General features: G+C 62.2%; 23 protein-coding genes. 9 read left to right on the top strand and 14 right to left on the bottom strand.

What is annotated here, in order from left to right; genetic code table 11:
- Positions 1–4 precede the first annotated feature (4 nt).
- Complete coding sequence (gene dacB, locus EKH80_RS21955) at positions 5–1,552, top strand: D-alanyl-D-alanine carboxypeptidase/D-alanyl-D-alanine endopeptidase (protein ID WP_230473879.1); 1,548 nt, start codon at positions 5–7, stop codon at positions 1,550–1,552.
- Between the two features lie 41 nt (positions 1,553–1,593).
- Here dacB and EKH80_RS21950 read toward each other — a convergent pair whose 3' ends face one another.
- Complete coding sequence (locus EKH80_RS21950; protein WP_126686943.1) at positions 1,594–2,070, bottom strand: glutathione peroxidase; 477 nt, start codon at positions 2,068–2,070, stop codon at positions 1,594–1,596.
- A 97-nt stretch (positions 2,071–2,167) separates the two neighbouring features.
- Between EKH80_RS21950 and EKH80_RS21945 the strand changes: the two genes are divergently transcribed.
- From EKH80_RS21945 to EKH80_RS21935, 3 genes are all read left to right on the top strand, one after another.
- Complete coding sequence (locus tag EKH80_RS21945; protein ID WP_126686942.1) at positions 2,168–3,178, top strand: methionine ABC transporter ATP-binding protein; 1,011 nt, start codon at positions 2,168–2,170, stop codon at positions 3,176–3,178.
- Positions 3,175–3,867, top strand: a complete 693-nt coding sequence (locus tag EKH80_RS21940) for a methionine ABC transporter permease (RefSeq protein WP_126686941.1) — start codon at positions 3,175–3,177, stop codon at positions 3,865–3,867. The genes EKH80_RS21945 and EKH80_RS21940 overlap by 4 nt, the downstream gene beginning before the upstream one ends.
- Positions 3,868–3,932: 65 nt before the next feature.
- Complete coding sequence (locus EKH80_RS21935; protein WP_126686940.1) at positions 3,933–4,727, top strand: MetQ/NlpA family ABC transporter substrate-binding protein; 795 nt, start codon at positions 3,933–3,935, stop codon at positions 4,725–4,727.
- 83 nt (positions 4,728–4,810) lie between these two features.
- On the opposite strand, the gene pncB is transcribed toward EKH80_RS21935, so the two are convergent.
- The gene (pncB, locus tag EKH80_RS21930) at positions 4,811–6,010 is read right to left on the bottom strand and encodes a nicotinate phosphoribosyltransferase (protein WP_126686939.1); all 1,200 of its coding nucleotides are present in this window, start codon (positions 6,008–6,010) and stop codon (positions 4,811–4,813) included.
- Positions 6,011–6,387: 377 nt separating this feature from the next.
- On the opposite strand from pncB, the gene EKH80_RS21925 reads away from it, so the two are divergent.
- Both EKH80_RS21925 and EKH80_RS21920 read left to right on the top strand, forming a co-directional pair.
- Complete coding sequence (locus tag EKH80_RS21925; protein WP_126686938.1) at positions 6,388–7,206, top strand: c-type cytochrome; 819 nt, start codon at positions 6,388–6,390, stop codon at positions 7,204–7,206.
- A 19-nt stretch (positions 7,207–7,225) separates the two neighbouring features.
- Positions 7,226–8,041 carry a DUF72 domain-containing protein gene (locus EKH80_RS21920; protein ID WP_126686937.1) on the top strand — a complete coding sequence of 272 codons (816 nt, stop codon included), beginning with the start codon at positions 7,226–7,228 and terminating at the stop codon, positions 8,039–8,041.
- Between the two features lie 95 nt (positions 8,042–8,136).
- Here EKH80_RS21920 and EKH80_RS21915 read toward each other — a convergent pair whose 3' ends face one another.
- The 4 genes from EKH80_RS21915 to EKH80_RS21900 form a co-directional block, all read right to left on the bottom strand.
- A complete protein-coding gene (locus EKH80_RS21915; protein ID WP_230473878.1) occupies positions 8,137–9,153 on the bottom strand; it encodes an aminopeptidase in 1,017 nt (338 codons plus the stop codon).
- An 84-nt stretch (positions 9,154–9,237) separates the two neighbouring features.
- A complete protein-coding gene (locus EKH80_RS21910) occupies positions 9,238–9,603 on the bottom strand; it encodes a hypothetical protein (protein ID WP_126686935.1) in 366 nt (121 codons plus the stop codon).
- A gap of 148 nt (positions 9,604–9,751) precedes the next feature.
- Complete coding sequence (locus EKH80_RS21905; RefSeq protein ID WP_126686934.1) at positions 9,752–10,279, bottom strand: hypothetical protein; 528 nt, start codon at positions 10,277–10,279, stop codon at positions 9,752–9,754.
- Between the two features lie 201 nt (positions 10,280–10,480).
- A complete protein-coding gene (locus tag EKH80_RS21900; protein WP_126686933.1) occupies positions 10,481–11,092 on the bottom strand; it encodes a rhomboid family intramembrane serine protease in 612 nt (203 codons plus the stop codon).
- 107 nt (positions 11,093–11,199) lie between these two features.
- Between EKH80_RS21900 and EKH80_RS21895 the strand changes: the two genes are divergently transcribed.
- Positions 11,200–12,084, top strand: coding sequence for a PhzF family phenazine biosynthesis protein (locus tag EKH80_RS21895; RefSeq protein ID WP_126686932.1), 885 nt, complete (start codon positions 11,200–11,202; stop codon positions 12,082–12,084).
- 87 nt (positions 12,085–12,171) lie between these two features.
- Here the strand turns inward: EKH80_RS21895 and EKH80_RS21890 are convergent, their stop codons facing one another.
- On the bottom strand, positions 12,172–13,056 hold the full coding sequence (locus tag EKH80_RS21890; protein ID WP_126686931.1) for an NAD(P)-dependent oxidoreductase: 885 nt from the start codon (positions 13,054–13,056) through the stop codon (positions 12,172–12,174).
- 61 nt (positions 13,057–13,117) lie between these two features.
- Complete coding sequence (locus EKH80_RS21885) at positions 13,118–14,296, bottom strand: BaiN/RdsA family NAD(P)/FAD-dependent oxidoreductase (RefSeq protein WP_126686930.1); 1,179 nt, start codon at positions 14,294–14,296, stop codon at positions 13,118–13,120.
- An 86-nt stretch (positions 14,297–14,382) separates the two neighbouring features.
- Here EKH80_RS21885 and EKH80_RS21880 point away from each other — a divergent pair, with 86 nt between their 5' ends.
- Positions 14,383–14,865, top strand: a complete 483-nt coding sequence (locus EKH80_RS21880) for a YajQ family cyclic di-GMP-binding protein (protein WP_126686929.1) — start codon at positions 14,383–14,385, stop codon at positions 14,863–14,865.
- A gap of 129 nt (positions 14,866–14,994) precedes the next feature.
- Here EKH80_RS21880 and EKH80_RS21875 read toward each other — a convergent pair whose 3' ends face one another.
- From EKH80_RS21875 to EKH80_RS21865, 3 genes are all read right to left on the bottom strand, one after another.
- Positions 14,995–15,645, bottom strand: coding sequence for a DUF1345 domain-containing protein (locus tag EKH80_RS21875; protein ID WP_329955496.1), 651 nt, complete (start codon positions 15,643–15,645; stop codon positions 14,995–14,997).
- A gap of 26 nt (positions 15,646–15,671) precedes the next feature.
- Complete coding sequence (locus tag EKH80_RS21870; RefSeq protein WP_126686927.1) at positions 15,672–15,947, bottom strand: GNAT family N-acetyltransferase; 276 nt, start codon at positions 15,945–15,947, stop codon at positions 15,672–15,674.
- A 73-nt stretch (positions 15,948–16,020) separates the two neighbouring features.
- A complete protein-coding gene (locus EKH80_RS21865; RefSeq protein WP_126686926.1) occupies positions 16,021–17,097 on the bottom strand; it encodes a 3-deoxy-7-phosphoheptulonate synthase in 1,077 nt (358 codons plus the stop codon).
- Positions 17,098–17,549: 452 nt separating this feature from the next.
- Between EKH80_RS21865 and EKH80_RS21860 the strand changes: the two genes are divergently transcribed.
- Positions 17,550–17,978 (top strand): FKBP-type peptidyl-prolyl cis-trans isomerase, encoded by a 429-nt coding sequence (locus tag EKH80_RS21860; protein WP_126686925.1) that lies wholly within the window; start codon positions 17,550–17,552, stop codon positions 17,976–17,978.
- Positions 17,979–18,102: 124 nt separating this feature from the next.
- Here the strand turns inward: EKH80_RS21860 and EKH80_RS21855 are convergent, their stop codons facing one another.
- The 3 genes from EKH80_RS21855 to EKH80_RS21845 form a co-directional block, all read right to left on the bottom strand.
- Positions 18,103–19,668: a protein adenylyltransferase SelO gene (locus EKH80_RS21855; protein WP_126686924.1), complete on the bottom strand. Its 1,566-nt coding sequence runs from the start codon at positions 19,666–19,668 to the stop codon at positions 18,103–18,105.
- 370 nt (positions 19,669–20,038) lie between these two features.
- Positions 20,039–20,749, bottom strand: a complete 711-nt coding sequence (locus EKH80_RS21850) for a pseudouridine synthase (RefSeq protein WP_126686923.1) — start codon at positions 20,747–20,749, stop codon at positions 20,039–20,041.
- A complete protein-coding gene (locus EKH80_RS21845; RefSeq protein ID WP_126686922.1) occupies positions 20,746–21,813 on the bottom strand; it encodes a class I SAM-dependent methyltransferase in 1,068 nt (355 codons plus the stop codon). Before EKH80_RS21845 ends, EKH80_RS21850 begins: the two co-directional genes overlap by 4 nt.
- Positions 21,814–21,969: the final 156 nt, after the last annotated feature.

Raw genomic sequence — 21,969 nt, 5'->3', positions numbered from 1 at the left:
AGTGATGAAGTACTTCCTCTTGAAATATCTGTTATGGCTTGCCACGGCATGCATGCTGTGGAGCGCACTGGCCGGAGCGCAGAATGCACCCGCTTCTGCGCCAACACCCAGCACGCCGAAGCAGCTTGCCGCGGCTATTGATGCGCAGATCGAACAGCCGCGCTTCGCCTCGGCGAGCTGGGGTATCGCCGTAGTATCTCTCGACACTGGCCGCACGCTGTACTCACACGACGCGGAACGCCTGCTGCAGCCGGCATCCACCGCCAAGCTCTACACGGCGGCATTGGTGCTGGACACGATCGGCACCGACTACCGCATTCCCACGCAATTGCTCGCCACGCGTCAGCTGGTGCAGGGCCGGCTGGAAGGGCCGCTGATCTTGCGCGGCATGGGCGATCCCACCCTCGGCACGCCCGACACCAACATGGACTGGACCGATCAGCTGGCCAGCCAGCTCGCCGCCAGCGGCGTGCATGAGGTACAAGGCGACCTGATCGCCGACGACAGCTATTTCCAGGGGCCGCAGGACGGTTCCGGCTGGGAGGCGCGTGACCTGCAAAGCTGGTTCGCCGTGCCGTCCTCAGCACTCAGCGTGCAGGAAAACATGGTCCACGTCACCGTGACCCCGGCGACGGCACCCGGTCATCCCGCGGCCCTGACGTTCGATCTGGCGGGCGCGATCCCGCACGTAGTGAATACGCTCACCACCAGCACGCAAGACACGCGCAACGACGTCAATCTTTATCGCGCCCCCGGCGACGCTACCTTGTACGCGTTCGGCCATATCGCGGCGCATGCAGAACCGCAGACGTTCAAGCTCGCCATCGCCGATCCGGCCTGGTACGCCGGCACGCAGCTACGCGAAGCGCTTGAGCGCCATGGAGTGCATGTCCATGGCGCCTTGCGCGTGCGGCACTGGCCGGAACAGGACAGTACGGATCCGGGCAAGGCCGTGGTGCTGGCGCAGGTGCTGTCACCGCCAGTCATGGAGATTCTCAATCGCGGCCTGAAGCGTTCGCAGAATCTCTATCTGCAGAACCTGCTGCAAATCGCCGGTGTGAAAGCGCTGGCCAATGCCGGGCAATCCGGCGATCCGCCGGCCGGCTTCCTGAGCAGCGAAGCCTGGGGTACTCGTGCACTGAAAGACCTGCTGGAGCGCATCGGCATTGCGCCCGGCATGGCCCAGATCGAAGAAGGCGCAGGACTGTCACGCAAGAATCTATCCACACCCAACGCGTTTGTGCGTCTGCTGACCTACCTCGCCAGCCAGTCCTATGCCGCCCAGTTACGCGATGCACTGCCGGCTGCGGGCGTGGATGGCACGCTCGAAGGGCGCATGCGCAATACAGCTGCGGCAGACAACGTCCGGGCCAAATCCGGCAGCATGAGCAACGTGCGCTGCCTGGTGGGATATGTCACGACGGCAGCCGGCGAACGGCTGGCGTTTGCGATCATGCTCAACAATTTCGCGCGCGCAGACGATGAGCCCAGTCCGAGCCGGAATCTGGATTCGATTGTGGAGTTGCTGGCGGCGTTCAGCGGCAAGAGCTGATTGACGCCGGCCATGAGGAGCCAATCCAAGGCGGCACGGATTCAGCGCTTCGCCAGATCCTTCTCCAGCTTCTCCGGCGCATCGTTCGGCGCATAGCGCTTCACCACGTTGCCCTGCTCATCCACCAGGAACTTGGTGAAGTTCCACTTGACCGACTCGCTGCCCAGCAAGCCCTTCGCCTGCTTCTTCAGCCATTGGTAAAGCGGATGCGTGTTCTCGCCATTCACCTCGATCTTGGCGAACATCGGGAAGGTCACGTCATAGGTGGTGGAGCAGAATTGCTTGATCTGGGCCTCGTCGCCGGGCTCCTGGTGGCCGAACTGGTCGCAGGGAAAGCCGAGCACGGCCAGGCCCTGGTCGCGGTGCTTGCGCCACAGCTCCTCCAGCCCCTTGTATTGGGGTGTAAAACCGCACTTGGAAGCCACGTTGACGATCAACAGCCGCTTGCCGCGCCATTCGGTCAGGGACCGCTCGTTGCCGTCGATGTCGCGCGCATTGAAGTCGTATACGGTGGTCATGGCATCGCTCCGGTCATATCGATATGGCAGTCTACTGCAGCGCCGCCGATGCCGGGTGGCATAAAATGGCCGTTTCGACCACCCGCCAGGGCCCAACGTGATCCGTTTCATCGATGTCCACAAATCCTACCGTGTCGAAGGCAAGGACATTCCGGCCCTGGAACCTTTCAGCCTGGACATCAAAGATGGCGAGGTGTTCGGCATCATCGGCCATTCCGGCGCCGGCAAGTCCACGCTGATCCGCCTGATCAACCTGCTTGAACGGCCTAGCGGCGGAAAAATCCTGATCGGCGACACCGAGATCACCACCTTGTCCGATGAGGCATTGCGCGTAGCCCGACAGCGCATTGGCATGATCTTCCAGCATTTCAACTTGCTGTCATCGCAAACGGTAGCGGAAAACATCGCCTTTCCCATACGCCTGGCCGGCAACCAGGAGGCAGGGACGATTCGCGCACGCGTGGATGAGCTGTTGCAACGCGTTGGCCTGACCGCACATGCGAGCAAATACCCCTCTCAGCTATCCGGCGGACAGAAGCAGCGCGTGGGCATCGCTCGTGCGCTGGCCAACCATCCGTCGATTCTGCTGTGCGACGAGGCAACCAGCGCCCTCGATCCGCAGACCACCGCATCCGTGCTCGACCTGCTGGCTGAAATCAACCGGGAGCTGAAGCTCACCATCGTGCTGATCACGCACGAAATGGACGTCGTGCGCCGCGTATGCGATCGCGTAGCCGTGCTGGATGCCGGCCGCATCGTGGAGCATGGCGCCGTGGCCGATGTATTCCTGCATCCGCGACACGCCACCACGCGCCGCTTCGTCAGCGAAGCACTGCCGGAGGAAAACTCCGGCGAGCAGACGATCTATAAGCATGTGCCCGGGCGCATCATGCGCCTTTCGTTCCGTGGCGAAGCGACCTGGTCGCCCACTTTGGGACGCGTCACGCGCGAAACCGGCGTGGATTTCAACATCCTCGCCGGACGCATCGATCGCATCAAGGATCTGCCCTACGGCCAATTGACCCTGGCCATGCAGGGCGAAAACGTGGATACCGCCCTGCGCGCATTGCGCGAAGCAGGCATCGAAGTTGAGGAACTTGCCCGATGATCGCCACCCAGCTTCCCTTGCTGCACAGCCTGTTCCCGAACATCGACGATTGGAGCGAGATGGGCCAGGCCTGCATCGATACCTTGCTGATGCTCGGGGGCTCCCTGCTGCTCACGGTGGCGATCGGCCTGCCGTTGGGCGTGCTGTTGTTCCTTACCGGCAAAGGACAGTTGCACGCCATGCCCAAGCTCTATGGCGCGTTGTCGCTGGTGGTGAACGTGTTGCGCTCGATCCCCTTCATCATTCTGATGATCGTATTGATGCCACTCACGTACGTGCTGGTCGGCACCAAGCTAGGTATCCGCGGCGCGATTCCGCCGCTGGTGATCGGCGCGGCGCCCTTCTTCGCGCGCCTGGTGGAAACGGCATTGCGCGAAGTAGAACACGGCGTGATCGAAGCATCGCAGGCGATGGGTGCCTCCACCTGGCAAATCGTCCGCCACGTGCTGCTGCCCGAGGCGCGCCCCAGCTTATGGGCCGGGGTGACGGTCACCGCCATCGCGCTGGTCGGCTATACCGCCATGGGTGGCGCGATCGGCGCGGGAGGCCTGGGCGACCTGGCCTATCGCTATGGCTATCTCAGCTACAAGTCCGATTACATGGTAGTGACGGTGCTGCTGTTGATCGTGCTGGTGCAACTGCTGCAGATGCTGGGCGACCGTATCGTGGCGCATTACGGCCGCCACTAGCGCAAGAATTTTGCACCCAGCCGTATGGAAGGCTATTCTGACGCATCGCACAAGGATAGCCCTCCATGAAGAAACTCCTTTTCCTGGCCGCCAGCCTGCTCCTGGCCGGTTGCTCCTCTTCCGCCCCCGGCGGCTCGAACGGCCAGACGCTGACCGTGGCCGCCACCGCCGTGCCCCATGCGGAAATTCTCAAGGAAGTGAAGCCCATCCTGGCCAAGCAAGGGGTGCAGCTGGAGATCAAGGTGTTCGCCGACTACGTGCAGCCCAACGCGCAGGTCGCGGAAAAAAGCATCGACCTGAACTACTTTCAGACCAAACCCTATCTGGATACGTTCAATCGCGAGCACAACACTCAGTTGGTGATCGTTACCGGCGTGCACATCGAGCCGTTTGGCGCCTACTCGCACAAGTACAAGTCGACCGATCAGCTTCCGAGCGGCGCCACGGTCACCCTGCCGAATGATCCCAGTAATGAGGGCCGCGCTCTGCTGCTGCTCGCCCGCAATGGGCTGATCACGCTGAAAGATCCGAACAACGAACTGGCTACGCCCAAGGACGTGGTCGCCAATCCGAAAAACCTGGTGTTCAAGCCGCTGGAAGCGGCGATGCTGCCGCGCACCCTGGATGAAGTGGACCTGGCGCTGATCAATACCAACTATGCGCTGGCGGCCGGATTGAATCCGGGCAAGGATGCGCTGCTGATCGAGAACAAGGATTCACCCTACGTGAATTACCTGGTCGGACGTCCCGACAACAAGGATGACCCGCGCGTGCAGAAGCTGGCACAGGCCCTGACCAGTCCGGAAGTCAAGGCATTCATCGAACAGAAGTATCACGGCGCGGTGTTGCCGGCGTTCTGATGCGAACATAGGCTGGGATGCGAACCCCTGCATCCGGATGACCATGCATGGCAGCGCTGGGATTTGCATCCCAGCCTACGTCGCTACCCGATCGGCTCCGCTTCCGGCAGCACAGGAATATCGAACACCTGCCGCAGATAGGCGATATACGCGTCGTCCTCGCACATGTTCTTGCCCGGCGAATCGCTGAGCTTTGCCACCGGCTGCCCATTGCAGCGAACCATCTTGATCACGATATTGAGCGGCCTGGGGCCCACGTCGTTGGTGAGATTGGTACCCACCCCGAACGCGAGCTGGCAACGTCCATGGAAATGCTTGTACAGCTGCATCACCTTGGGGATGTCCAGGCTGTCGCTGAAGACCAGGATCTTGCTGCGCGGATCGACACGGTTGGCCTGGTAATGAGCCAGCACGCGCTCGCCCCAGGCGAACGGGTCGCCCGAGTCGTGGCGGGTACCGTCGAACAGCTTGCAGAAGTACATGTCGAAATCACGCAGGAAGGCGGTAAGCCCGTAGACGTCCGATAACGCGATGCCAAGGTCGCCACGGTACTCCTTGGCCCAGGCTTCCAGTGCGGCCACTTGCGAATCGCGCAAGCGCGGCCCCAGCGCCTGGTGCGCCTGCAGATATTCATGCGCCAGCGTGCCGAGCGGACGCAGGCCAAGCTGCCAGGCCAGCCACACATTGCTGGTGCCGGCCAGTTGCGTCGCCAGTCCTTCGTGCAGCGTTCCGGCCACTTCCCGATGCCACTCTCGCGAGTAACGTCTACGCGTGCCGTAGTCGGCGATGCGGCAGTCGTGGTAACCGGGAGTGTCGCGCAGCAACGCGATCTTTTCCTTCAGGCGGCGGCGGCCTTCGGTCAAGTCCAGGCCAGGCTGCGTGTTGCGGAAATACACTTCATTGACGATCGCCAGCAAAGGCACTTCGTAAAGAATCGTGTGCAGCCACGGGCCGCAAATGCGGATCTCGATTTCACCGTTGTTCAGCGGCGACGGCGTGATCTGAACATACTTGGCGTTGAGCTGAAACAAACCTAGAAAGTCGACGAAATCGCTCTTGATGAAGCGCCAGCTGCGCAGGTAATCAAGTTCCGCCTGGGTGAAATGCAGGCTGCACAGCGCGTGCAGCTCCTCGCGGATCTCATCGATATACGGCACCAGGTTGATGCCTGGATTGCGGCACTTGAAGCGGTACTCCACTTGCGCGGCCGGGTACTGATGCAGCACCACCTGCATCATGGAGAATTTGTAAAGATCGGTGTCGAGCAGGGAGCTGACGATCATGGAGCAGCCACGTCGGGGGAAGAAATGCGCCGCGCACTGGGGGCAGCACTCGCCAATTATCCGGCTGAAGCCCTTGCCGTGAACAGCCTGTGCTTTTGGCAGAAAAGATAAAACCCCGGCAGCCAGGGGAATAACTGCCGGGGTTTGTTAGGTCGCGTTCCGGGGGGAGGGTAAACTTAGGAACCGACCCCTGGGTGCCACGATGACTTGTGGCACCCTCTTGTCGCCTCACGGCGATTCGAAGACTTAGTGTGTGCGGTAGGGATGAAGTTCAAGGCCTGGTTGAATCGGTTCAGCTTCCCGATAAGTAACCGACAGGACCCTCGATGGTTTCATCTGTACCGTTCCCCCAATACTTGTCCGTAAAAGGCCAGAGCATGAGCACCCTGCTTCGTTGTCTTGCCCTGTTGGCGCTGGGCTGCACCCTGCCGCTGTATGCGGCCGATCTGCGCATTGATGTGGGTCCCCAAGCCCGGGTCTGGACTACACAACAATTATTGAATCTTCCCGATGCAAGGAGCGTGATGATTCAAGCCGACGTCGCCTTCCACCGCACGATGAGCTATCGCGCCGTACCGTTGCGCGCGCTGCTTCCCGGGCTGACGCGTGGCATTCGTTTGAAATTTGTTGCAAACGACGGTTTCTCGGTTGACCTGGCAGCGGACACCATCCTCAACCAGGCCGGCGCTCAGGCATGGCTTGCGATTGAAGATCCACAGCAGCCGTGGCCCACGTTGCCCGGCAACAAGGGCGACGCAGGTCCGTTCTATGTCGTCTGGACAAACCCTTCCGCCGCCCAGGTCAGCAGCGAGCAGTGGCCGTATCAGCTGGCGCGCATCGAGCGCGTGCAAGATGTGACTACGCGCTTTCCCGCCACCGCGCCAGCCGCCTCCGTACCGGCTGACAGCCTTGTCAGTCATGGCTATGTCGTGTTCCAGCACACCTGTTTCGCCTGCCATACACTCAACGGCGAAGGCGATGCGCGGATGGGGCCGGATCTCAACCTCCCGCATAACCCCACCGAATACCTGAGTACGGACATGCTGCGCGCCTTCATCCGCGATCCACAGTCGTTGCGGCGCTGGCCCGAAGGCAGGATGACCGGCTTTCCGACGCAAGCGTCGCTGTCCGATGCGGACCTGGATGCGGTGCTCGCGTACCTCAAGTACATGGCCCAGCATAAAGTGGACAAGTGATCAGCGGAGTATCCGGAGCATGGCAGTGTTCGACGAGCTTTCCTCGCCGGTGAACGGCATTCGCGTGGGCGTTGGTGGCTGGACCTTCGCACCTTGGCGCAACCATTTCTACCCCAAAGGCCTCGTGCAGCGGCGCGAACTGGAATATGCCAGCCGCAAGCTCAGCGCAATCGAAATAAATAGCACGTACTACGGTACGCAGAAGCCCGCCACCTATGCAAAATGGGCAGCGGAAACACCGGAAGGCTTCATGTTCTCGGTCAAGGCGCCGATGCGCATCATGCAGTCGCGCAGACTGGAAAAAACCGGGCCTCAGATCGAGGACTTCCTGGGCGGCATCTTCTCGCTTGGGTGCCGGCTCGGCCCGATCGTCTGGCAGTTCGACGCCAACCAGCGTTTGCAGCGCGATAGTTTCGCCGAATTCCTCGACTTGCTGCCGAAGCAGATTGAGGGGTGCACGCTCCGTCACGTGCTGGACGTGCGCGATCGGGAATTCGTCAATGCCGATTACCTCGGGCTGCTGCGCAAGCACGACATGGCGACGGTGTTCACCGATTCGCCTGACTATCCGTCCTTCGCCGATGTGACCTCGAATTTCGTCTACGCGCGACTTATGCGTTCACGCAACAATGTGGCGACAGGCTACGGCGGCGAGGAACTCGATGACTGGGCGAAATGCGTGCACGCATGGGCGAATGGGGAACAGCCGGCGAACCTTCCTTATCTCGACACGGGACGCACACCGCAACTCAAGCGGGATGTCTTCGTTTTCTTCATCAGCGCTGCGAAGGAGCACAACCCGGCCGCGGCGATGGCATTGATCGAACGGCTCTAGGGATGCTCCGAACTCGCCGCAGCGAGTAGGCTGGGGTGCAAACCCCGGCATTGCCATGCATGCAACCCGCGCGATGTTGGGATTGCCATCCCAGCCTACTCGTTTCCGAGCAATGCGCGCAGGGAATCTTCGCGTTCTGATTTGGGTTCCTTTGCCAGCGTACGCACACGGTCGTAAAACCGTGGCCATTGCTCGTGGACCTGCTTGAACAGCGCAGCGAACGCCGGCGTCCATTGATCGTACAGGCCAAATGGCAGCAGGGTGGCGTTGTTGATCGGCTGCGCCATCCAGGGGTCATAGCGGTGATCGTTCGGCCAGTTCTGGTCGCGCCATGCGGCATAGCGCGCGCGGAAGTCTTCGATTTCGCGCTGCTTGCCCTTTGCCATGGCCTCTTCGTCCACGCCGCTGGCGTAGAGTTTCTTCAGGCGTTCGCGCAGGTCGAGCACCAGTTTGGTGAACCCATCATCCATCGCCTGGGCATGATCGTCGCCGATGGACTCGCCGCGCGCACGATGCCACTCGCGCAGCCCTTGCTGTTCCACGAACATGGCGTAGCTTTCGTTGAAAGCCGTATCGCCTTTGGCGTAGATATTCTGGTGTGCCAACTCATGGAAGATCGTGCCGGCCAGCTCGTCGTCGTCCCAGCGCAGCATGCTGCTGAGAATGGGATCGGAAAACCAGCCCAGCGTCGAATAGGCCGGTACGCCGCCGCGATAGACATCATAGCCTTGTCTGCGCAGTTGCTCGGCACCTGCCTTTGCCTTGCGCTCGTCGAACCAGCCTCGATAGGCCACGCAGCCGGCGATTGGGAAACATTGCGGCACCGCCTCCACCGAAAAACGCGGCGTGGCGTAAACATTCCATACCACGTATGGACGATTGAGTTGCACGTAATAGGTATAGCTTCGGTTGCGCGGCAGATCGAGCTGGTCCGAAGCAAACCGTCGCGCCTGCTGGGAGAGCTGCAGCCGCGACGCCAGCTTGGGATCGGTGGAAGGGTCGGCAATCACCTTGCTCACGGATCGCCGCTGCAGCAGCAAGCTACCTTCGCCATGCGTCACATGGGCGTAGTAGCGCAGATTTGCGCAGGCACTCAGCACCGCGATCACCATGATGCCTAAACCTAAGCGACGGGCGGACAGAAAAATGCGGGGACGAATCATCCCCGCATTCTGACAAAAGATTTCATCCCTGCATCAATGCTGGTGTCCGCTCCAGCCGCCGTGACCTCCGGACCAGTGGCCGCCACCGCCACCGCTACCGTGACCATGCCAGCCCCCGCCGCCGCCATGGTGCCAATCGTGGCCACCGTGCCAATAGCCCCGGCCGTACCAGCCGCCATAGCAGCAACCGTAGTAGCCCCACGCGCCGCCGTAATAGCCGTAGGGGTAACCGTACGGATAGTCATAGACCACCGCCGGGCCGCTTCCGTAGTAGGCATCCCCCGCATATCCGTTGCTTTGCACATAGCTGTAACCCGGTGCCACATAGCAGCCGGAAAGCAGACTGATCAGACCAGCCACAGTTAGGCAGGCAAGCACGCGTTTGACAGATTTGTTCATGGCGGGGACTCCATGCGGCCTACGCTTGGAGCCTAGTCCCACGCCGATAAATGCCTCCTGAGCGGAAGGGAACCGGAGCATTACAAAATAGAAAACAAGCTTAGCCAGCCCGCGCCCCGGCAAAGGCCAGAGCGACGGCAAGGCCAGCTCAGGTTTTGTTGCCCTTGCCCTGATCGCCTCGCGCATGCGCGAGATGACGCTGAGGCCCCTGGCTTTCATTGCTTCCCCCCTGCTGCGCATGGCCGTCGGCAGCATTCGGATTCGCCTTGGCGCCGGGCCAGCCCGGCCCGCGATTTACGCGCTCCTGCTTTGACCGCAGCAGTGCCTGGATATGCGCAACCGCCTCTTCCGGGCTGATATGGGGAGGTTCCGCCAAAGCCGGCGAAGCGCTGGGCGCCTTGGCCTTCGCCATCGATGCCAGAGCCGCCGCCGGCTTTTGCCTGGCAGGCGCCAACGATGCCTTGCCCTGATCTACCGCCTTACTGGCAGCCGTTTTTTTCACCGCTGTCTTTGCCACCGCCTTGGGCGTCCCCTTCTTCACCGCCTGCTTGGCCGTGGCAGCCTTTTTCATGGCCGGCAGCGGTTTCCCGGCGGGCTTCCTGCTCACCGAGCCGTTTTCTTGGGATGCCTTGCGGGCCGCGGACTTCTTCGCGGCAGACTTGCGCGTCGTTGCCATGCGTACGTACTCCAACGGTGGACGGTACGGACATCATCGCGAAGTGCGTATGCTCGGCAAGTGCCAGCCGCCCTATCAGGGTGTTGAGAAAGTGCGGTCCTGCACTTTCTCAACACACTCGAGTCCGGCACATGTCCGAACTCGGTGCCGCCCAATCAAGCACTTGCCGTGCTTGATTCGCGGCAGGCCAGCCGTGGACTGCTATAACCTCGGCCGCGACAGCGCTTCCAGGAAACTCGACAGCACGGCCGGATTCGCCACTGCCGTGAACGCCACCCCATAGGCCGCCCCCCAAAGATGCGCGCTATGGTTCACGTTGTCCTGCCCACGCCGATCCATGTAAATGGAATAGGCCACGTACAGGACGGCATAGATGATCGCCGGCACCCCCACGGCGAAGAACACATAGATCTTGGCCCAGGGCTGATAGAGGATGAAGCCGAACAGCACCGCGGACACAGCTCCGGAAGCCCCCAGGCTGCGGTAGTTCGTGTTGTGGCGGTTGTTGAAGTAGGTCGGCAGGATCGAGACGATCAGTCCGCCCAGGTAGAACAGCGCGAAGCCGAACGTGCCCAAGCTGGCGTTGTAGACGAACTCCATCTGCCGTCCGAAAAAGTACAGCGTCAGCATGTTGAACAGCAGATGCATGGGGTCGGCATGCAGCAGGCCGTAGGTGACCAGGCGGTAGTACTCGCGCTTGCGCTCGATCGCTGGTGGCCAGAGGATCAGATCATCCACCAGGCGCCGGTTGCTGAACGCCATGAAGGAAACGATGCAGGTGCCAGCGAGGATGATGAGCAGCGTAATCGGCATATGACGAATCGGACAGTGTTGCGGAATTGGCCATCTTGACGTTCACGCGCGCAGTTGTCGACGGCTAGAATGCACGATTGTTCCTGCTTCGCGCCCTTCCCAGCCGTATGAAACCCATCCGCTACATGCACCTGGATGTCTTCGCCGCCAGTCCGGGCGGCGGCAATCACCTTGGGGTGGTCACCGATGCCCGCGGATGGAGCGATGCCGACATGCAGCGCTATGCCCGCTGGACCGACCTGGTGGAAACCACTTTCCTGCTGCCGCCCGGCGATCCCAAGGCCAGCTATCGTGTGCGCATTTTTACGCCGGAAAAGGAAATTGCCTTCGCCGGCCATCCCAGCGTCGGCAGTGCGCATGCCGTGCTCGAATGCGGCCTGGCCGACCCGCGGAACGGCGTGCTATGGCAAGAATGTGGTGCGGGGGTGCTGCCGATCCGCGTGGAAGGCAATGGCACGCGGCGCGTGTTGATGTTGCAATCGCCCGCGGCACACGTAGTCAAAACCGGCCTGCGCGCGCACCCGCTGCTGGCTGCCACGCTCGACAGCATCGGCCTGGGCAAGCTGCCGCCTGCGCTGGTCGACGGCGGCCGCCGCTGGTGGCTGGCCGAATGCGTGGACGAAGCCAGCCTGCGTGCGTGGACACCCGACCATAGCGCCATCGGCGCACTCGCCGTTGCCAGCGGCAGCATGGGCTTATGCGCGTTTGCACGCAGCAACCATCCCGACTACCAACTGGTCGTGCGCGCTTTTCCATCCGGGGTGGGCATCGTCGAAGACCCCGCCTCCGGCGCGGCCAATGGCTTGATTGCGGCCTATATCGCGCATGCGGAGCCTGACGGCCCGCTATCGCGCGGTTATGCCGTCAGCCAGGGACGTGAAATGGGCCACGATGCCATGCTGATTGCGCATATCATGGATGGCACGATCTGGATCGGCGGGCGTACGAATACCGTCATCGATGGAACTCTGCATTGGGACGCACGCGAATAAGTCGACCGTAGGCTGGGATGGCAATCCCAGCTTCAGGAGGCGTCATGGAAAGCTGGGATTATCATCCCAGCCTACAAGCTTCCGGGGTTATGCACGCCGGTCGAGATTCGCCCTACGCGCAGACACTAGTGCGAGGGCGGCCAGGTCCATCCCCTCCGCTCCGTCGGCCAGCGCTTCGAGCAAGCTTTCGCGCAACACCCCCGCCAGAGGCATCGGCACACGTTCCGCCCGCGCGGCGTCCTGCGCCAGCATCACGTCCTTCAGGCCCAGGGAGAGTTCGAAGCCCGGCGGGGTGAACCGCTGTTCCGCTATCGCCTTGCCATAGATCTGATACACCGGCGCGGCGAACAACGTGCCGGTCATCATCTCGATGAAATCGGCAGCTTCCACGCCGTGGGCGCGCGCAAGCACGGAAGCTTCGGCCAGACTCTCGATCGCCGACACGATCATGAAATTGCCGGCCAGCTTGACCACATTGGCGCGCTCTGGGCTTGCGCCCATCGGCCACAGCCTGGCCGCCATGGCTTCGAGCAAGGGTCTGGCCTTTTCGATCAAGCTCGCCGAGCCAGCCACCAGCATATGCAGCTTGCCCGCCGCGGCGACATCCGGGCGGCCGAACACCGGCGCGGCCACATAGCCCAAGCCGCGCCTGGCGTGCTCTTCGGCAAGCTGCCTGGCGAGCGCGACGGAAATGGTGGCGTGGTTGACGTGCGTGGTGCCCGGATCCATCGCATCCAGCACACCGCCGTCGAGAAATACTTCGCGCACCGCCTGGTCGTTCGCCAGCATGCTGTGCAGCACTTCTCCCTGCGCGGCGCGATCGGGCGTTCGCGCCGCCTTGGCGCCCAGTGACTCCAGTTTTTGCACCGCCGCTTCCGAGCGATTCCACACCGTCACATGATGACCGGCCGCAACCAGATTGCTGGCCATGGCGCTACCCATCACGCCGAGTCCGATAAAACCGACTTTCATGGAGAATCTCCTGTTGCGGGGGCTTAGTGGAACATGGCCGGCGTTCAGTGGAAGCGAAGCTTCAAGCAACCTCGCCGGCGGCATGGCCGGATGCCCAGGCCCACTGAAAGTTGTAGCCACCCAGCCAGCCGGTGACATCGACCACTTCACCGATGAAATACAGGCCAGGCACGCGTTTGGATTGCATGGTGGCGGAGGAAAGCTCATCCGTGTCCACACCGCCCAGTGTAACTTCCGCCGTGCGGTAACCTTCCGTGCCGCTGGCAACAATCGGCCAATCGTGCAAGCGTGCGCCTGTATCGTGCAGCTCCGCATCGCGGTACTGGCGCATCGGCTTGCTGCCCAGCCATAGCTCGCACAAGCGCTGCGCCAGCCGGCGTGGCAGCAAATCACCCAACACGTTGCGCAGCTCCGCCGCCGGTCGTGCCGCGCGCTGGGCGACCAGCCAATCGCCGATGTCCTGCTCCGGCGACAGATCCACGCGTAGGTCACCGCCCGGCTGCCAATACGACGAAATCTGCAGAATGGAAGGCCCGCTGATGCCGCGATGCGTGAACAGCAAGCCTGCGCGAAAGTGCCGCTTGTCCACGCGCGTTTCCGCCACCGGCAAAGCCACGCCGGCAAGATCCTGGTAATGCTCCAGATGCTTGCCGCTCAAGGTGAGAGGCACCAGACCCGCACGCGTCGGCAGCACGTTATGCCCGAATTGCCGCGCCAGCTCGTAGCCGAAACCGGTCGCGCCCATGCTGGGAATCGACAGGCCGCCGCTGGCGATCACCAGCGAATCGGCATGTACCTCGCCCTTTGCGGTGAGTACGGCAAAGCCCTCTTCCGTCTTTCGCACCTTCTCTACGGCACAGCTGGTTTCGACTCGAACGCCCGCGGCCGCGCATTCATCCAGCAGCATGCGCACGACCAGCTTGGAGGATTCATCGCAGAACAGCTGCCCCAGCTCCTTCTCGTGGTAGGCGATGCGGTGCTTTTCCACCAGCGTGATGAAATCCCATTGGGTATAGCGCGCCAGCGCCGACTTGCAGAAATGCGGATTGGCCGAAAGGTATTGGGCCGGCGTCACGCCCAGGTTGGTGAAGTTGCAGCGCCCGCCACCCGACATCAGGATCTTCTTGCCGGGCTTGTTGGCATGATCGAGCACCAGCACGTGCCGCCCGCGCTGTCCCGCCGTAATCGCGCACATCAATCCCGCGGCACCGGCGCCGATCACCAGGACATCCACTTTCACGGAATCACCGCCATTCGCGCCGCCGTCCCATACATCCGCCCATTATCCAATAAACTTGCCGCCTGCCCTTATCAGGACCCCATGCCATGCCCTCTTTCGACGTGATCTCCGAAGTCGACAAGCACGAACTGACCAATGCGGTCGACCAGGCCAACCGCGAGCTGTCCAACCGCTTCGATTTCAAGGGCAGCGACGCGAAGTTCGAACTGGACAAGTCCGTGATCACGCAAAGCGCGCCCAGCGAATTCCAGTTGCAGCAGATGCTGGACATCCTGCGCGGACGCCTGGCGGCGCGGAAGATCGACCTGCGCGCGCTCGACATAGCCGACCCGGAAGTCAACCTGGGCGGTGCAAGGCAGAAGATCACCGTGAAACAGGGCATCGAGCAACCGATCGCCAAGAAGCTGATCGCCACGCTGAAGGAATCCAAGCTGAAAGTGGAAGCGCAGATCAACGGCGAGAAACTGCGCGTGACGGGCAAGAAGCGCGATGACCTGCAACTGGCGATGGCAGTATTGCGGAAGGCGGAGGTGGAACTGCCGTTGCAGTTCGATAATTTCCGCGACTAAGAGTCGCGGGTGTACCCCAACTTCCCCCCTGATCGCACGGCTGCCGCATGTCGTAACTGGTTGCATTGCCTGCTACGAAATGCATAACCGTGCGGGATAAAAAGGGGGCTGTTGGGGAGACACGCCAACCTACGCGAGCCCCGCCGCGATGTTCACACTGATCGCAATAATGAACACGTTGAAAAAAAACGCCACCACACTGTGCTGCAGGGCTGTGCGTCGCAAGCTGTGGCTGGTGATCTGCACGTCCGAGACCTGAAAGCACATGCCGATCACGAAGGCGAAGTAAACGAAATCCCAGTAGTCCGGTTGCTTCGTGCCGGGAAATTCCAGCCCAGCGTGCTGCCGGCCGAAATCACCGTAATAGCCGTGCGCATAATGCAGCGCATACATGGTGTTCATGAACAGCCATGACAGCACGATGCTCAACGCCGCCATGCCCATGGCCGCGGCGCCGCCATTCTTGGCGGCGTGCAGCTCGGTGGACAAGGCCACCAATACCACCACCGACAACGTGACCGCGACCCACAGTGTGGTGCGCCGCCCGGCGTCCTGGCGTTGCGCGTGCCTTGCCATGTGCTCTGCGGTTGCGCGATGGAACATGCGTGCCACCATGCTCAGGTAAAGCAGGGCGCCGGCATCGAAGCCGAGCAGCAAGGCGGAGGCAGGCTTTACCCCGCTGGCCGACAGCACCACGCAAACGACCACCAGCAGCATGGCGGATATCGCCAGCCACGGACGCGCACGCACGAAACGCAGCGGTGCCCAGCGGCGAAGCACTCGGCGCCTTTCCGGTGGCGCCGTACTCATGCCCGCAGGTCGCTGAATACCGGATGGCGCTCCATCCACAGCTTCGCGTAGCTGCATGCCGGCACCACTCGCCAGCCTTCGCGCCGCGCGGTTTCCAGTGCGGTACGCACCAATTCGCCGGCGATGCCGCGGCCGCCCACCTGCTCGGGCACGCCGGTGTGCGTAATGGTCATCACCGGGCCACGCAGGCTGTACTCAAGCTCGCAGACAACGCCTTCCACTGTGGTTTCAAAGCGGTGGCCTGCAGCGAGATGCCGGATCTCCGGGGTCATGGGGAGCGTTCCGCAGATGAAAGAGGGTGCAAAGCATAGAACGCGCCGCCTTGTACGGCGAGCAGCGCCACGGCTATGCCGCCACCTGCTCGGCTCCCCGCTCGCGGCGAATCCGCACCGCCTTTGCCAGGCGATCGAGCACCTCCATCGTGGTATCCCAGCCGATGCAGCCGTCGGTGATGCTTTGCCCATAGGTCAGCTCGCACCCTGGCAGCAGATCCTGGCGGCCTGCCACCAGATGGCTTTCCACCATCACGCCGTGAATACGCGTCTCGCCGGCCTCGAGTTGGGTGGCGATATCCGCCACTACGCGGGGCTGATTCTCCGGCTGCTTGGCGCTGTTGGCGTGGCTAGCGTCGATCATCAGGCGTTCGGCAAGGCCCGCCTTGGCTAGCACGCTGCAGACGCTGGCCACGCTCTCGGCATCGTAATTGGGCAATTTGCCACCGCGCAGGATCACATGGCAGTCCTCATTGCCTGCCGTCGCCGCAATGGCCGTGCGCCCATGCTTGGTCACCGCCATGAAATGATGCGGGCGGGTGGCGGCAAGCACGGCATCCACCGCGATCTTCACGTTGCCGTCGGTGCCGTTCTTGAAGCCCACCGGGCAGGACAAGCCAGAGGCGAGTTCGCGATGCGACTGGCTCTCGGTGGTGCGGGCACCGATCGCGCCCCAGGCCACCAGATCGGCGATGTATTGCGGCGTGATCAGGTCGAGAAACTCGGTGCCGGCAGGCAGGCCCAGCGCATTGATATCGCACAGCAGCCGGCGCGCAAGATGCAGGCCCTTGTCGATGTGGTAGCTCTCGTCCAGATCCGGGTCGTTGATCAGCCCTTTCCAGCCCACGGTGGTGCGCGGTTTTTCGAAATACACGCGCATCACGATCTCCATCGTGTCGGCATGCCGCGCGCGTTCGACAGCCAGGCGCCTGGCATATTCCATCGCGGCAGCCGGATCATGGATCGAACAGGGGCCGATCACCACGGCAAGTCGGTCGTCTTCGCCATGCAGGATTCGGTGCAGGGCGCGGCGTGAGCCGGCAACGGTGGCGAGGGCCTCGTCGCCGGGTTGACAGCTCCGCATGACATCGGCGGGGGTGGGGACTTCCTTGATTTCGCGGATGCGAAGATCGTCGGTACGCTGGGTCACGGCAATGCACTCCTCGTTGGGTGCCCGGCGACCTGATGAAAAAGCCGCCAGGGTGGCTGGCGGCTTGTTCGAAGGTGGGTGATCTTTACTCGTTACGATCGCGCACCATGCTCCGCCGCCGGCTTCGGATAGGCATACCAAAAGTAATAGCGGCTGGAGGTGATGATGACCATGGCTCCAGTAGTACCACATCATCCCTGCGTTGCAAACTGGCGGAAAGGACTATAGCCGTCCAAAAAGGACTATGTGCATCCGAAGGATGCCTCTGATCCATTCCTACGTGCCGGCTTGACGTCCGGAAGTCCTGCAGGGTGTATCACGCGGCACAGGACAGACTGGCCCTGCCGGGTACAGCCGGAAGCGCATACACTGGCGTAACGGGTACGGAGGAATAGATCAGAGGCTCCTTGATGAGCTACTGTCGCCGTCCAGTCGTTTGTTGGAGGTTTTCCATGCCGCGCCCGTTCGCCTTTCTTGCCACTGTCCTGCTCGCCCTGGGCGCCCTCGGCTCGCAACCGGCCCTTGCCGAAGACGTGACGTCCCTTGCGATCAAGGACACGGTGGTGGGCACCGGCAACACGGCGCGCGACGACTCGGAGGTGCGCATCCAGTACACCGGCTGGCTGTACGACTCCAAGGCGTTGGATCACCACGGCGCCAAGGTCGACAGCTCCTATGACAGCGGCCGCCCGCTCAGCTTCACCATGGGTGCGAACGAAGTGGTGGAAGGTATGGAAAGCGGCGTGCGCGGCATGAAAGTGGGCGGCAAGCGCACCATCATCGTTCCCTCACGCATGGGCTACGGCAGGCGCGGAGCGGCGCCGGAAGTGCCACCGAACAGCGCCCTGGTGTTCGACATCGAACTGCTGGAAGTGCGCTAGGACGGTCTCCGCCTCTGGCAGAGCGTAGGCTGGGATGGCAATCCCAGCACTGGGATGCCGGATGCAATGCTGGGATTGCCATCCCAAACAACGTGCTCAAAATCCCGGCAACGGTGGGAGGACGTCACGAGCTGCAAGAGAGCATCGAGCAGCCCGCGCGATGCTTCGCCCACTCCGGCCGCTTCTGCATGAAGTGCTCGCGGCCGGGTTGTTCTTCATACGGGTGACGCAGCACGTCGAGCAAAGTTTGGATGCCGGCGTAATCGCCTTGCGTCGCGCGATCGATCGCTTCCTGGGCAAGATAGTTGCGCAATACGTAACAAGGGTTGGCAGCGTTCATGCCCTGCAGCCGCTGCTCTAGTGTCCGGGCATCCTCGCGCACGCGCGCCGCGTAGTCATCCAGCCAGCGCAGGAAATCCGCTTGCGCGGCTGCGTATTTGGCTTCGTCGTAAAACGCATGCCGCAGCGGCTCCAACTGCGGTGCATGCGGATCGACACGGCTCAGTGCGCGGAAGAACAAGGTCATGTCCACTTCCGCCTGCTGCATCAGCTGCTGCAGTGTTTCCATGCGCGCCACGTCTTCATCGCGGCACTGAGCCAACCCGAGTTTGGCAGCGACATCGCGGCGCGCCTGCAAGCTGTATTCGGTGACGTAGCGATCCAACCCCGCCTGCAATGGCGCAACATCACCCACAAGCGGCGCGATGGCGGCGGCGAGGCGACTGAGGTTCCACCACGCCACGTTCGGCTGCTGGCCGAAGCGGTAGCGGCGGCGCATGGCATCAGTGGTGTTGGGTGTCCAATCCGGATCGAAATCATCGACCCAGCCATACGGACCGTAGTCGATGGTCAGCCCGAGTATCGACATGTTGTCGGTGTTCATCACGCCGTGTACGAAACCTACGCGCATCCAGTGCGCGATCATGCTGGCGGTGCGCGCGCAGACTTCCCCAAACCAGTCGGCGTACAGCGTTGCTCCATGGCCGCGCAAGTGCGGAAAATCGCGGCGGATGGTGAAGTCGACCAGTTGCTGCAACAGTTCGATTTCGCCGCGCGAAGCCGGCAGTTCGAAATGTCCAAAACGGATGAACGAGGGCGCCACGCGGCAGACGATCGCGCCGGGCTCGTCCTGCGGATGCCCGTCGTAGAACATGTCGCGTTCGACCAGGTCGCCAGTTACCACCAGGCTGAGCGCACGCGTGGTCGGCACGCCGAGATGGTGCATGGCCTCGCTGCAAAGGAATTCACGGATCGACGAACGCAGTACCGCTCGTCCGTCTGCTCCGCGCGAGTACGGTGTGGCGCCCGCGCCTTTCAGCTGCAGCTCCCACCGCTTGCCCTGCGCAGTCACCAGCTCGCCGAGTGAAATGGCGCGTCCGTCACCTAGCTGTCCGGCCCACACGCCGAACTGGTGCCCGCCATAATTCGACGCCCAAGGCTGCATGCCCTCAAGCACGCCGTTGCCGGCAAAGACCTGCGCGAAGTACGGGCTGGCAATGTCGGCTTCGGCCAGACCCAGCTCCTGCGCCATCTCAAGCGACCAGGCGACAACGCGCGGTGCCGACACGGGGCTTGGGTCTATACGTGAATACAGCGCGCCCACGACCTGCCTGGCGCCCTGGCCATGATCCGGATCGCCCGGTAGGTCGCGGATGAAACTGTTATCGAAGTTGAGCAGAGGGAAATTCATACCTGGGATATTCGGACGAAATCAACCTGGTGCAAGGCAGCAAAAATGCGAGCGACAGCACATTCTTCACCTCATCTATACATTGACAGTTAAAGCTTGGTACAGTTTGGCTGCGGCTACGCAGGGGTAGCCGGCGGAGTGAATGAACATGCATATGCTTCTTGCTCGTTCCGCCTTCATGCGCGGAATGCAGCTGGTAGCAGGGATGCTTTCCAACCATACGCGGGACAGTCATACCCAGACCGTCTATGACACGCTTGCGGAGTTCAAGCTGGTCTCCTGGGCATCCAACGCACGATCGCGGCGCGAAGACGAATTGGCTCGAAGCCGTGACATGCAAGCGAAACCTTGATCGCGCGACACGGGCGGCTCACGCTGCCGGCGGCTCGAAGATTCGAGCGATCTCATCGGTTCCCAACTGACGCCAGTCACCAGGCTGCAAGCCTGCCAGCTGCAGTTGCCCGATGGCCGCGCGCTGCAGAGTTTGCACATGATTTCCGGTAGCGGCAAACATCCTGCGCACCTGGTGATAGCGCCCTTCGGTAATCGACAAGCGCACGTGGCGGGAGCCAAGCACTTCCAGTTTCGCCGGCAGCAACGGCGTGGTTTCCGATTCCAGCATCAGCGTACCGCTGGCGAACAGCGTCTGCTCGTCACCGCGCAGATCCTGGGCGAGCGTGGCTTCGTACGCCTTGGTGATATTTGCGCGAGGCGAGATGATCCTATGCAGCAGCGCACCGTCGTCGGTGATGAGCAGCAGGCCGGACGTATCGCGATCCAACCGGCCCACGGTGGACAACGGGGGACTGCGCAGGCGATAGCGCGGCGGCAGCAAGTCATACACCACTCGGCCCGGGTCCTTGCGCGAACAAGTCACCCCCAACGGCTTGTGCATCATCAACAGCATGCCACCCGGTGGATCGAGCGGCTCGCCGTCGATGTGGATCCGCGCATGCTCGACCTTGTCATCCGCATACAGCACCTCCCCCTCAGGATCGGTGATCCGCCCTTCGCGGAACATCCATGCGACTTCCCTGCGGCTGCCATAGCCGAGATTGGCGATCAGCTTGACCAGCCTCATCCGCGTACACCTCTTGCCTCGATTACCTTGAAACCATCCCGCATCGTCACATTGCGCACCTGTTCGAAGTGCGCGGCGAGCGTGGCTTCGTAAGGCAGATGGCGATTGGCCACCAGCCACAAACATCCGTGCGGCAGTAGCGCATGGGCCGCCTGCACAATGAAGGCGCGCCCCAGGTCCGGCAGGTCCGCCCGGCCCTGGTGGAAGGGCGGATTGCAAACCACGGCGTCGTAGCGCCGTTCGACGCCCTGCGTGACATCGTGCCAATGCAGCTCGAACGCAAGCCGGCGCGCGTGCTCATGCATTGCGCGTTCGATGTTGAGCCGCGCCGGCTCAAGGGCGCGAGCCTCGGCTTCATAGAGTTCCAGTGCGGTGAGCCCCGGACAATGCGCGATCATCTGCGTGGAGAGATATCCATAGCCTGCGCCGAAGTCGGCAACGCGTCCGCCTAGATCGCCGGGCAAATGCGCGGCGAGCAAGGCGGACGCCGCATCCACGCGATCCCAGGCAAACAAGCCGGGGCGGCTGATGTAGCCGGCAGCGTTGAGCTGGGGGCGGTCCAGCGCCAGCCAGGCATCGAGCAGCGCCTGATCGCACGATGCATCCGACACACCCCAGAACACGCGGCACTTGTGCTTGGAAAGATGATTCACCGATCCCAGCAGGGCGGCAAGATCGGCTTGCGCGGATTTCGCGCCCTCCGCGTTTGGCGCGCACACGACCACCACACCGCCGCCTTCGGCATGACGTGCCGCCTTGGCGAACCAGGCCCGCGCCTCGTCGCGTTGCCTCGGCGGCAATAACAGCACCAGCTTGAAACGCACCTCGGCGTCGACGTCGCCCACCTGGTATCCGCTGCGCGCCAGCGCATTGGCAAATGGCTTGAAGCTTTGCTCGCATAACCAACCTCTTTGCGCTACTTCGCGCAAGCGGTAGCCGTCACGTGCGCGCAGAAACAGCACGCTGCCGTGGTCAGGTAGAGGCAAATAGCCGTCCGAGAAAGGTAGGAAGAGCGCATCCAGCACCGCTTCGGGCGCGGCTGCGTGGAAGCCGACGGTGGTCAAGCTAAAGCATCCAACGGAGAGGGAAGGCTCATTGTACGCGCGGATCGCCTCCCTCCCCTGCTACACGTACTTGATTAGCGTCGAGTCTCAGTAGGTGAGCAGAGGTAGGGCGAGCATGGCGGCATCCCTCAAGCGGAGGTGCCGCCATGCCGATGA

The organism is Dyella choica, assembly GCF_003977665.1.
Classification (GTDB): Bacteria; Pseudomonadota; Gammaproteobacteria; order Xanthomonadales; family Rhodanobacteraceae; genus Dyella_B; species Dyella_B choica.
This window is presented reverse-complemented; position numbering and strand designations above follow the sequence as displayed.